The sequence below is a fragment of the Grimontia kaedaensis genome (assembly GCF_023746615.1).
GTDB classification, from domain to species: domain Bacteria; phylum Pseudomonadota; class Gammaproteobacteria; order Enterobacterales; family Vibrionaceae; genus Enterovibrio; species Enterovibrio kaedaensis.
In genome coordinates this window covers 1,563,654-1,575,661 of sequence record NZ_CP082276.1, presented here as the reverse complement: position 1 = coordinate 1,575,661, position 12,008 = coordinate 1,563,654, and the positions used below count along the sequence as shown (strand labels likewise).

General features: G+C 49.6%; 12 protein-coding genes. 6 read left to right on the top strand and 6 right to left on the bottom strand.

The window, feature by feature from the left end; all coding sequences use genetic code 11:
• Positions 1-3: 3 nt before the first annotated feature.
• The 3 genes from K6Q96_RS24030 to K6Q96_RS24020 all read right to left on the bottom strand — a co-directional run bounded on the left by K6Q96_RS24030 (position 4) and on the right by K6Q96_RS24020 (position 3,345).
• Positions 4-567 carry a DUF4123 domain-containing protein gene (locus K6Q96_RS24030; protein WP_251880914.1) on the bottom strand — a complete coding sequence of 188 codons (564 nt, stop codon included), beginning with the start codon at positions 565-567 and terminating at the stop codon, positions 4-6.
• Entirely contained in the window at positions 568-2,679 is a 2,112-nt protein-coding gene (locus tag K6Q96_RS24025; RefSeq protein ID WP_251880912.1) for a type VI secretion system Vgr family protein, read from the bottom strand.
• Positions 2,680-2,826: 147 nt separating this feature from the next.
• A complete protein-coding gene (locus K6Q96_RS24020) occupies positions 2,827-3,345 on the bottom strand; it encodes an Hcp family type VI secretion system effector (RefSeq protein WP_062667983.1) in 519 nt (172 codons plus the stop codon).
• Positions 3,346-3,583: 238 nt separating this feature from the next.
• On the opposite strand from K6Q96_RS24020, the gene K6Q96_RS24015 reads away from it, so the two are divergent.
• A complete protein-coding gene (locus K6Q96_RS24015) occupies positions 3,584-4,111 on the top strand; it encodes a DUF4395 domain-containing protein (protein ID WP_251880910.1) in 528 nt (175 codons plus the stop codon).
• Positions 4,112-4,170: 59 nt separating this feature from the next.
• On the opposite strand, the gene K6Q96_RS24010 is transcribed toward K6Q96_RS24015, so the two are convergent.
• Entirely contained in the window at positions 4,171-6,417 is a 2,247-nt protein-coding gene (locus K6Q96_RS24010) for a DNA/RNA non-specific endonuclease (protein ID WP_251880908.1), read from the bottom strand.
• A gap of 207 nt (positions 6,418-6,624) precedes the next feature.
• Between K6Q96_RS24010 and K6Q96_RS24005 the strand changes: the two genes are divergently transcribed.
• Positions 6,625-6,840, top strand: coding sequence for a DUF3820 family protein (locus K6Q96_RS24005; protein WP_251880906.1), 216 nt, complete (start codon positions 6,625-6,627; stop codon positions 6,838-6,840).
• 24 nt (positions 6,841-6,864) lie between these two features.
• Positions 6,865-7,239 carry a nuclear transport factor 2 family protein gene (locus K6Q96_RS24000; RefSeq protein ID WP_251880904.1) on the top strand — a complete coding sequence of 125 codons (375 nt, stop codon included), beginning with the start codon at positions 6,865-6,867 and terminating at the stop codon, positions 7,237-7,239.
• A gap of 44 nt (positions 7,240-7,283) precedes the next feature.
• Here K6Q96_RS24000 and K6Q96_RS23995 read toward each other — a convergent pair whose 3' ends face one another.
• On the bottom strand, positions 7,284-7,436 hold the full coding sequence (locus K6Q96_RS23995; RefSeq protein ID WP_251880902.1) for a hypothetical protein: 153 nt from the start codon (positions 7,434-7,436) through the stop codon (positions 7,284-7,286).
• A gap of 52 nt (positions 7,437-7,488) precedes the next feature.
• Positions 7,489-7,887, bottom strand: coding sequence for a hypothetical protein (locus tag K6Q96_RS23990; RefSeq protein ID WP_251880899.1), 399 nt, complete (start codon positions 7,885-7,887; stop codon positions 7,489-7,491).
• 790 nt (positions 7,888-8,677) lie between these two features.
• Here K6Q96_RS23990 and K6Q96_RS23985 point away from each other — a divergent pair.
• From K6Q96_RS23985 to galM, 3 genes are read left to right on the top strand one after another with little or no spacing between them, the layout of a single operon-like run.
• Complete coding sequence (locus tag K6Q96_RS23985) at positions 8,678-9,730, top strand: UDP-glucose--hexose-1-phosphate uridylyltransferase (RefSeq protein ID WP_251880897.1); 1,053 nt, start codon at positions 8,678-8,680, stop codon at positions 9,728-9,730.
• A gap of 27 nt (positions 9,731-9,757) precedes the next feature.
• Complete coding sequence (gene galK / locus K6Q96_RS23980) at positions 9,758-10,918, top strand: galactokinase (RefSeq protein WP_251882383.1); 1,161 nt, start codon at positions 9,758-9,760, stop codon at positions 10,916-10,918.
• Entirely contained in the window at positions 10,911-11,981 is a 1,071-nt protein-coding gene (gene galM / locus K6Q96_RS23975) for a galactose-1-epimerase (protein ID WP_251880890.1), read from the top strand. Before galK ends, galM begins: the two co-directional genes overlap by 8 nt.
• Positions 11,982-12,008: the final 27 nt, after the last annotated feature.

Here is a 12,008-nt window from a genome sequence, read left to right as displayed (position 1 = left end):
TCGTTAAACTAATTCCTTGAAAACTGCCGAGTGAAGGCGGATAGGAGAGGTTGCTTTTTTAAGGTTTTCTATATCAACATGCTTTGGGTGTATGACAGATAAACAGGATGATTCTGATGTAAACCAAGCTATTGAAGAGAAAGGGCCTAGTATGCAATTAAGATCTCCTTCTTTGATATCGCTTGCATGCATGCGCCAAAAACTCGAAGAGTAATATCTAAAATATGTAAGGTATTCTTCAACTGTTACTGTAAGCAACGCGCGCAAGTGTTCGATGAGTTGATCATTTTCTATTTGTGTATCTGCCTTTAGAAAGATACAGCTAGAAGAAAATACTTCATCATTCATCAAACGTGTTTTGAGTTCTAACGTGGCTTCTAAGGGAGAAGCAATGGGAGATACTTCTTTCAAGTGTTCAAATGCCGGGTCACTCAATAAGGGGATGACATCGGCTTTAGGTTCGTGTTGATACAAAAAACTTTTGATTTCGGGTACTCGAACCGGATCCGCTACAATCCAATATCTATGACCGCTATTTTGGAAGAAGCTTTCTAGTGAAACTCCCATTTAGCTTCTCCTTAAACAAGGACAATCTGATCGAGGACAGCTACCGTCAGGCCTTTTCTGGCACATTTTTGCCAAAGGGCGGTCGGATATTGATAGATATGCAAAAGCATCGGGAGAAATAAGTTTTGGGTTGGCAGCATACTGAGTTGCGCTAAAAAGGACTGGCTCTGTTTCTTCAGGAGTTTTCTCCGCCTCAACCCCGCCCGGCAAAATCGGCATCACTCCACCAAACCCTGAACCAGATCCTGCACTGCCACCTGAGTTTATGTTGATAACAGAACCCACGATATGAACGCCTGAAGGATCTATCTTCACGAAGTTGCCACCGACTTTGAGCGTGACTTCTGTATAAGCCTCCAGCACTGATTTATGACCACTCTTTAGGTGGATCTCGCTGCCTGCTTCGTTTAGCAGGGCGGCTCCCGCTTTAATATGTAGGGAACTGTCAGTGACGATAGTTTTGTCACTTTTAACGTGTGTCATGGTGTTGCCATCGACCGTTAAATGATCGTCAGCTTTGATATGCTGGAACCTTTCATTCTCGACATCCAGATGGAGGTCATGCTTGATGTTATCCTTGCGGTCATTCTCGACCAGCAGGTTCATGTCCTTCTGGGCATGGACATAGATTTCTTCCTGCCCCGCCTGGTCCTCAAAGCGAAGCTCATTAAAGCCTTCCCCCTGATGGGTTTCGGTTCTAAGTACCGTCCGCGTCTTGTTGGCAGGCAGCGGGTAGGGAGGCACATTGGTGGCGTGATAAGTACGTCCGGTAACAATCGGCTGGTCCGGGTCACCCTCAAGGAAAGACACAATCACCTCATGGCCGATGCGGGGAATGGCCATCATGCCATACTGACCGCCCGCCCAGCCCTGAGAGACCCGTACCCAACAACTGGAGGCATCATCACTGTTGCCATAACGGTCCCAGGGGAACTGCACCTTCACCCGGCCATGCTCATCACAGAAGATTTCCTCACCATCGGGGCCGGTGACAATCGCAATTTGCGGGCCATGGACACAAGGTTTCGGCTGCGGCGTCGGACGCCAAGGCCGGTGAGCAGGAATGACCGAAAAAGTATTGTGGAACGTCGTCATTCCCTCACCGCCAGCCTCTTCCAGTGCCTGAGGCTGAGTGCCTTCATACTGGGTAGAGACAACCACCCAGTCACGGTTCGTGGCGTCATCCGGATGGTCCACCAGGTCAAACAGCATCCCCGGCTGAACCTGTGGAACATTGCTTTGTGCCGTCGCCGTGATGGCATCACTTCTTAAATGCTCAAGGCGGTACTGGGTAAAGGGCTTCCCGGCAGCATCACTCTTATAGCGCCCCGGGTAGTCATAATGCTCATACGTACCACGCTGAAAGGCCATCTCCGTGCCCGCGTGTTCATGTAAAAAGCCATAGGCCGGCTTTTTAAAACTGTAATCTTTCAGCTGCGCGGATGATGGTCTTGCCTGCGCCGAAGACTGCCAGCCTTTCACGAAGTTCTCTTTGGAGATACCACCCACATTCACGTTATAAGGCAGCGCAAGGCCCGAAGCTGACAGGGTCTGGGTATCATCAGAAAACAGCACCGTGTGCTTGTCTTTGGCATGCAGGAAGCAATAGAAAATGCCCTCTTCCGCCGCTATACGTTCCAGGAACTCAAGGTCCGTCTCGCGGTACTGGACACAATACTCACGGGTCTGAGGGCTGCCGGATAAAGAAAACGCATAATCATCAATGCCCATCTCCTGCAGGAGGATACTCATGATTTCCGGGGCAGACTGCTGCTGGAAGATACGGCTGTTCTGACGAAGGGACAATCTGGCAAGGGACGGCACCATCTCCAGTGCATAGCGGGTGTGATGGAAACCCGTATCGCCTCTTGAGAACCGGCGGACAATCCCATGGAAGCGTTGCTTGAGCTCCCCGTCCTGCCAAATCACCAGTGTGACATTACGGTCCACCGTGTCATTTTCAGAGACGGCTTCATGGCGGCTGGCCAGCTTGATATCAAAACAGAAAGGGGCCGAGAGATGGGCATCGCCCTGAAAGTCGACCACCACAAAGGTGTCGTCAGGCAAGCCTTCGACGTTAAGAGTAAATTGGAGACCGCTTTCCGTAGCCATAGAGATACCCAGCAAGAACTATCCACTGCTTCTGAGAGACTTCAGAAGCTTCATCAGACGTCACTGTCTGACGACAAAACCCGCCGCAAGGGCGGGTGGGGTCAGAAAGGCCAATGAGTAGAATCATCAGCCTTCTGCTAGGAAGCCTTAAGCTTCGATAGGCGCACGCCAGTCATCCGCACCGGAAGTGCCTGCTACCGTGTGCTCCCAGTCAATCTTGCGGTACGCCACAGAGACGGTCACCAACTGAGTGAACTCTTTCTTCTGTGCGTCCTGACAGTGAGGCATGTTGCAATCGATATCGATGATGGTGCCGTCGGTCAGGATGGTGGAGAAGAAGTGCTCCTGCTTACCTTCGACAGAAGTGCGGTACCACTTGAGCTCAATCTTCGGCAGCATCTCGCCAGACGCCAGTGCGTTGTACATCAGGGGAACCGCTTTGTTCAGCGCCACGGTGAACTTGAATGGCTTGTGAACACGTTGGCCTGACGGCTGACCGCTTTGTGGGTCAGTCGGGACGGTCACGATGTGGTCAAAGGCCTGAACCAGCATCTCGTCTTCGTGGCCTTCCACGTAGATGTTACCGACTGAATCAGCGGTGAAGGCACCGGCAGTGATGTTGCCCTGGGTTTTGCCTTCGATGGCGATATAGCAAGGAGTTGGCATTGTCATTTCCCTATAAAAATTCGGAGGAGGTTGTTTACTACAGTGGGAATAACGCAAGGGGTGTGCCAGTGATGGAGTTCAATGAAAACAGTCACTTAAACCAATCATGAAAAGGGGAGAGCAAGGTATTGCTTGCGGGTTGGGCGAAAAGTTGCTCAGCGAGCAAGATTTGGCCGACACTCAGGTAGGAATTTAACCAGCGTATAGACTTATAAGAAAATAGCTCCGGGAAAGGTTCATGCGCGCTGACGAATTAAAACAATACCATACCTTCTTAACCACCCCGATTTTGGCAATGGGACAGAGCATTCCGGGTGAGAGCGATCTGCGGATCAACGAGACTGCCACGCGTGCCCGAGCGGGACTATTGAATGTTTTATCCGCGGTCACCATGGTAATCCTGTTGGTTCGTCCTGAATGGGATCCTGTGATTTATGTCGGCCCTTATGTGATTTTTGACATGTTGATGGCAGCGATATTCGGGCTGACGCCCTTAAGCCCGTCAGGATTGTTGGGAACGGCGATGACCATGCGAACCAAGGCCATTTGGAAACCGATAAAGCCCAAACGTTTTGCATGGAGTCTCGGGGCTATTATGGGGATCACCTGTCTGACATTTCGCTTACTGGAAATGCCAGACATTTGGCTGTTTGCTGTGTTGGGTATCTGCTTTATGCTGACCTGGCTGGAAGCGGTGCTGGGGTTCTGTGTGGGCTGTTGGATGCATGCCAAGATGTTTGGTTGCGAACCCTGCGCCTTGGATTAACGTATTGAAAGAAGGAAGGCGCGGAGTTCCGCGCCTTTGGCTTTGGTTGCGAAGATTCGTTAACTGAAGTTCAGTACCTGTCCCTCAGCACGCCGGCTCACCGATTTGTATTCCACTTTGGAAATGACAGTATCTTCCGTATCTAACAGCTCAATTACTGTCCCTTTATTCGAAAGTGCAGCCCCGCCGCCCCCTGCGCGAACAACAATTTTATGCTTACGACCCGGTGGTAACTTGGTTTTCTCGCGAAGGACTGTGGTGCCGGATTTAGTCCGTATTTGCCAGCCAGTGACGTCAATCAGTCCCGGCGTTTCATTGCGAATGGAGACCCACTCATTTTGATCGTCGACACCCGGTGGATTTGGCATCGCAGAAGCAATGACCACATCGCCTTCTTCATACAGCAAGACATCGGTATTGGAATGCGGAGCCAATAACGGATCGCGATTATCACGACTTTTAAGTACCGGATAGAAAGAGCGCAAATGGAAGCCGCGATCCTGGTTTTTCAGCGTCTCGCGGTACAGGACCAAATCGTAGCGCCAGCCATTGATGGCGGCTCTGCGCTTGGATTCTCCATCAAAAAACGACAGTGGCTGGGTGTCGTTGCGGAAGCTTTCAAATGTCAGCATGGTGCCCAGTGCCAAGAGGCATTCTGGGCTCATACCCACGAAGAATCCGCCTTTCTCTTTCCAGGCGATCTTCTCGCCCACACGCCAGCTCATCGCCAACGTCGCGACATCAGTATTCAGGTTTCCTTCAGGGCCGTCGTAGAAAGAGCCTAGATACTCCAAATCGGCTTTTCCGCCGCTACCATTTTGCTCATCCCAGAAGAACTTCGCCCAGAAGTGATAACCCCCGATTTCGTAGCGAGACCCTTCACGCTTAATCTCACCAAGAAAAACATGTTCAAAGCCAGAAGCATGTTTCACCTGACGGTTACCAAAATTGTTGGTATAGAGCCCGAACCAAATATTTCTTACCGTTTCGCGAAAGGTCTCGATGCTGGTAAGGTCTATGCACTGCCCTTCACCAAAGGTGGTACTGGTAAAAGGCATTTCGGTGAGTTTGGCTTGGGCAAATCCAAGACCGCCTTCACTTTGATCATCAGTGATGTATTGGTAGACCGACTCCATGAGTGAAATTCGGTCTTCATCGTCGTAGCGGGCGAAGCAGGTATCGAGGAAGTGCTCAATCTCGGCCAGTTCAACATCGCTGTATTTCTCTTCGTCGCGTTCAAGCTCGTTGTAGTTATCAATCAACCGCTTAAACGCCTGATAAGAAGGCAGGAACATCAGCTTGTCGGTATTCACTTCATCGAAGAGGAAGAATTTGGCCAAATCACGTTTGCCCGGGCGTCGGTAGCCTTGCTCATAGAGGCGGATATCTGCGTTCTCGTTCATCCAGCGACCATCCGCAAGACGGGTGACATCGAAGCGGTTGTCATCGGCATCCCAAAGCTCCTGGATGATGTCGGTGTATTTTCCTCGGTTATCCACGATGTCAGTCGGCGATTCGATAGGGCGCATTTCTGGTGTGTCGATATCGTTTGACGTGGTGAAGTTGTTTGGGGAGTAGAACATGGGGTTTGTATCGTAGAGCGCTTGCTGGAAATAGAGGTCAGTGAGCTCTGTAATTTGGGTAAGCGAAACCTGATAGCTTTCCAGATTCAGGGTATTCCGACCATCGTGATCGTCCCAGAACTCGCTTTGCTTCATCAAAAACGCGCGGCATTGAAGTTCGCCACCTTTGGTGAACACAATCACTTTCCAGAATGCAGACGGGATGTAAGTGCCTCGGTAAGGTTGGTCATTGATGGTGTTAATAGGGCCAGTGAACACAGAAAGTTTGTCGTCGAGATCTTCTTCTTCCAGCAACCAGTTTTCCAATTCCAGCCATTCATCCTGGTTGAACTTCGCGTGCTGCAAATTGGCGTTGGTATAGAAAAAAGAGTCTTTGTTTGCCTGACTTGCCTCTGGGCGAGAGCCCCAGGTAATGGCCGCGCGACGAACCATATGGCCACGGTCCCAGACGTTGTTTTTATAAACCTCAGGGCCAGCCTGATAATCAATATCGACGCGGGGGTCGAGCTTCCATCTGGCACGCTTCAGGCTCATGAGTGTTTGCCTGTCGATATTGTGGGCGGTGTAAAACGCCATTTTTGTTTCACTGTTCATCACCAGTGAAAAGTGTTCATAGTGCAAAGGTTCACCGTATTCCCAAGCCACCTCTAAAAGGCTCTCGCCCAGTCGTGGCAGTGAAACAGGAACACTCAAAAACTCGGTATTAAATCCTTGTGAAGGCATGGCAGTCACCTCTCGCTGTCATCGTGAAGTGATACACATTAGCCAGCGTTTATGTCGCGATTGTTTTAACTAAGGATGAATAACCCGTTTTCCCTACAACTGAGACGCGATTTCATGCTTGCTTTGACAGATGGGGAGAAGATCGCGCGAGCAACCAGTGCAGCGTGATAGACTCTCGTTCTGCCCAATAGGAAGTGAAAAACGACCATGCTCGAAAAAGAAAACATGCTCAAACTGGCGAGAATGAAAATGCCGTTTGGCAAATACGCCGGAAGGGTGTTGATTGACCTACCAGAAGAATATTTGCTTTGGTTCGAGAAGCAGGGGTTTCCCAAAGGGGAGTTGGGTCAACTCTTGGCCTTGTGTCTGGCACTGAAAATTGAAGGGTTGGATGCCATCGTCAAACCCTTGAAAGACATGTGATCACAGAATTAGAAGAGAGCTAATGTGAGCGAAAAGGATGTAGTGCTGGCCTTTTGGCAGGCAATGGAAAGAAATGATTTTCATGCGGTGGGTGAGTGGCTTTCTGATGATTTTGAGCTGTATTGGCCGCAAAGCGGTGAGCTTATTCAGGGCAGGGAAAACTTTGGGGCTCTCAACAGTGCTTACCCGGCAGAGGGTTTATGGCGCTTTACCATTAACTCTTTGGTGCATGAGAGAGAGCAGGTAGTCACTGATGTCTCGGTAACCGACGGAACCAGACAGGACAGAGCGATAACCTTCCATACCGTCAGAGATGGCAAAATCTGTCGACAGACAGAATATTGGCCAGACCCGTTTCAGGCTCCGGAATGGCGGAAGCAATGGGTGGTTCAGAAATAAAAACGCGAGCCCGAAGACTCGCGTTTTAGCACCGATGGGTGACTTTACACCCACATAAACTCATCAGCGGCTGGCATTGGGTCAGTGCCACAACCACACGCTGTTTCACCGTGACTACCATGGCCGCTATGACCACCAGTACCGTGTTCACCTGAACCATGCTTACCAGAGCCATGCTCGCCAGTCAGCCAACCCATGCCCATTTCTAAATGGAAAGACCATCGACTGTGTTGCCGAACACTTCATTGTTCAAGTGCTAGCGGGTACAAAAATGCCGTCATGAATCACGTCGTCGAAGACAAAGCTCTGCGCGTCATCAAGCAGCAATGGCGCTTGAGAAATGTGGTTTTCGCCGATGACGCCTGTCAGTAGTTCGCTTGTCGCTTCAGCGACGACTTTGATTGGGATCTGAATAAGCTCAATGTCGTGCTCCAGGTGCATCGCTAAATGCTCTTCAGCCGTTTCAACGATGTCACCAAAGCCATCTTTGATGATTTCGGGTACGCAGTGCCCATTACCTTCTGCAACTGCTTCAACGACTTGGCCTGTGGTATCGATCACTTCGGCAACGGCTTGACCAACCTGAGCTACGTTCATTGCAAAGTGGTGTGTGACAATCTCAGCCGCATCTGTGACACCGTCCACCATGGTGGCGCGGCGGTGATGTCGTTGATTATCGGTATGTCTGCGCTGGCTTCCGCAACTTTGTCTCCAACCCAGCTTGGGCCTTCATCAGCTGAAGGTATTTGAACTCCGCGATCTCCAATGCTCTTTTCTCTGTACCTACCCTTTTTGTTGGAAAGGTCACGTCGTAACTTGCCTGTGCGTGGCACATAAAAAATACTGTTCAATTAGAAAAGGAAGGACAACCGAAAAATTATCTTGTGAGAGTCTTTAATGAATTGATTTATAAAAAGTATTAAGGTGGTTTGATGACTGAAAAGTGCCGTAAAAATTGATATAAGACTGAGATAAAATTAAATAGGAATGAAGCCCATAAATCTGTGCCCATCAGCCGTAGTTGCTTTTAAGCGGTGAGTTCGGTGTGCTAAATGCTGTATGTCGGCAAATATCACCATTTGGTGTAGAAGGCTGGGCGTATCAGAAACACAAGAATTCAGGCTTTTTTGATGGGGCTTTCCTGTAGGGGCTTCTTATTACTTTGCTCGATCACAATCTCAAACAATTCGAAGTGATATGGGCAGCAGGCACGCCTAACTAATTGTTCGAACTGACGCCTCAGGATTTTGATGATCTGACGCAAGGATGCTGGGTACAGATCCCCCAATAAACCCATGTCCGCTTTTTTTATCCGCAAACTGGTTATGTTTCGAACGGGTGCTATCATTTCTTTGTAAACGTTTACAATTAAGATAATTGCTCCAATACGAGAAGCGTTGCCTGAAGGACCCAATAGAGAAATAAGGCATTTGATACAGTGAATACCCCGTTTGACCCAACCGATCACCCACATCGCCGATATAATCCCTTGACCGGACAATATGTGCTGGTCTCTCCGCATCGCGCTAAACGGCCATGGAGTGGACAGGATGAAAAACCGCCAGAAGAGACACTTCCTGCTTACGAGAGCAGCTGTTTTCTTTGTCCCGGTAACACACGGATCTCTGGCGATGTAAATCCGGCCTACGGGGGCACTTTTGTGTTTGACAACGATTTTGCCGCTTTGATGACGGATTCTCCCAATCCGGAGGAAAGCGACAACCCGCTGTTCAAAATCGAAGGTGCACGTGGTTTGAGTCGGGTGATTTGTTTTTCACCGGACCACAGTAAAACGCTACCAGAGCTTTCCCTAAAGGCGATTCGGGGGGTCATAGAAACCTGGAACGATCAGATTGAATCTTTAGGTAAAGACTACCTCTGGGTTCAGGCGTTCGAGAATAAAGGCGAAGCGATGGGATGTTCTCAGCCTCACCCTCACGGACAAATCTGGGCAAACAGTTTCCTGCCTAATGAAATTGCCAAAAAAGACGAACTCTTGAAAACGCACTTTGAACGCCACGGAAAAAACTTGTTGGCGGAATACGTAGAGTCAGAGCAGAAAGAAAGAACGCGCATCGTAGTGGAAACGACGCATTGGCTTGCTGTTGTCCCATTTTGGGCAGCATGGCCTTTTGAAACCATGTTGCTACCAAAAGTACCGGCAAAACGCTTGAATGATCTCGGGGAAGAACAGCGTGAAGATTTGGCGCTGGCATTGAAAAAACTCACGTCGCGTTACGATAACCTTTTCCAGTGCCCGTTTCCTTATTCTATGGGTTGGCACTATGCGCCATTTTTTAAAGATGATTCAGACATAGAACACTGGCAACTGCACGCCCTGTTTTATCCACCTTTGCTCCGCAGCGCAACGGTACGAAAATTTATGGTGGGCTATGAAATGTTGGCTGAATCTCAGCGCGATATTACACCAGAGCAAGCCGCGGAAAGGCTTCGTGCCCTCAGCGACATTCATTATAAAAGCCGAGAATAAGGAACCATTCAGGGTATGAAGAGCACAATGGCGACGGATTTAAAAACGATAACTTCGGCTGCTTTTTCCCAGCATTTTGGCGACGCGCCGAGTCACCTTATTCAAGCACCAGGCCGGGTCAATCTGATTGGTGAGCACACAGATTATAACGATGGTTTTGTCTTGCCGTGTGCTATCGATTATCTAACAGTCATTGCTGCAAGCCGCCGGGACGACGATTTGGTCAAGGTCATCGCACTGGATTATGGCAACGAGGAAGACAGTTTCTCTCTGAATGAAGATATTGCCTTTCTCCCCGAGAAAATGTGGGCGAACTATGTGCGTGGAGTGGTGGATTGCCTGAAAAGACGGGGGTTGGATTTCGGCGGCGCGAACCTCGTAGTGAGTGGCAATGTTCCGCAAGGCGCGGGATTGAGTTCGTCGGCAGCTTTAGAAGTGGTGGTGGGACAAACCTTTCAATTGCTTTATGGCTTGCCCATCTCTCAGGCTGAAATCGCGTTAAACGGACAGAAAGCGGAAAACGAATTTGTTGGTTGCAACTGCGGCATTATGGACCAATTGATCTCTGCAGAAGGTCAGGCAGATCATGCTCTGCTGATTGATTGCCGCTCCCTAAAAACTCAACCGGTTTCGATGCCAGAAGACATCGCCGTTGTCATCATCAACTCAAACAAAAAACGTGGTTTGGTCGATAGCGAATACAACACCCGGCGTCGTCAATGTGAAGAAGCATCAGCGTTTTTCGAAGTAAAAGCCCTGCGTGACGTATCGCTGGATACGTTGAACGAACGCCGTGAAGCATTGGACGACGTGGTGTTTCGAAGGGCCCGTCATGTCATCACAGAGAACCAGCGGACTTTAGATGCGGCTGAGGCGCTTCGTCTTGGAGATATCACCGCGCTCTCTGTGTTAATGGCAGAGTCCCACACATCTATGCGGGATGACTTCGAAATCACAGTGAAGGAAATCGACGCGTTGGTGGAGATTGTGAAAGAGGCGATTGGCGAGCAGGGCGGTGTGCGAATGACAGGCGGAGGGTTTGGCGGATGTGTGGTGTCTTTAGTACCTGCCTCACTGGTGGAAACAGTCAAATCGGTGGTTGAGCTGCACTATGAAAAAGCCACGGGGCTTCGCGCAGAAATTTACGTTTGCCATGCCAGCGAAGGTGCGGGATCAGTGAATGTCTGAAGCCTACCTTGAAGCCTTGACGTCCTCGATGAGCGACACGCCTGCACTCGATGGCTTACCGGCCAGAATTATCCATCTGGAAAACGCGGTGGGTATGACGGCTTCTCTGATGGATATTGGTGCTACGTGGTTAAGCTGCAGAGTGCCTGTTGGTAACGAAAAAAGAGAAGTTTTGCTTCGTGCCAAGGACATGCCAGCTCACCAAGCGCAATCCGCCTATTTAGGCGCGACTATTGGACGCTTTGCCAACCGGATTAAGGCCGGGAGGTTTGAAGTGGATGGGCAAATCTTTGAGGTGACAACCAACAACCTTGGCAATACCTTACATGGCGGCGCAGAAGGGTTCGATAGACGCCGCTGGGATGTTATTGCCGAATCTGAAACCTCAGTAGCTTTCCGACTCATCTCACCGGATGGCGATCAAGGTTTCCCGGGAAACCTATCTGTAACCGTCACCTATACCCTCAGCAGTGACAATTCGCTTTCTATCGATTATGAGGCACAGTGCGACCGCACTTGCCCAGTGAGTTTGACCAACCATGCTTACTTTAACCTCGATGGGGAAAGTAGTGGTGAAAGCATCATGAAGCATACTTTATGGCTGGCTGCGGCGCGTGTTCTGGCATCAGATGAAGCATTTATTCCAATAGGCCAAGTTCAGGATGTGAAAGATACCGGGCTCGACTTCACCAAGCCAAAAACAATCGAACGTGATTTCATGAAGGACGAGGCGCAGCGCATGGCTGCGGGTTACGACCAAGCTTTCTGGTTTGATGAAAAAGACTTTGATGGTGAAAGACAGGTAGCCAGACTTGCTTCTTCCTCGGCAGACTTAGCGATGTCCGTTGCGACGACAATGCCCGCGATTCAGGTTTATACAGGGAATTTTCTTGAGGGTACCCAAGGAGCAAGTGGAGATTATTTGAACCACGCTGGTATTGCGCTCGAAACTCAGTTTTTACCTGATGGCCCGAATCACCCCGAGTGGGAAAAAGCAGGTGGTATATTGGCGGAAGGTGAGGTCTATCGACATGTTACCCGCTATCAGTTTTCGTGCAGATAACGGACAAAAATGGTGAATTTAAAAAAG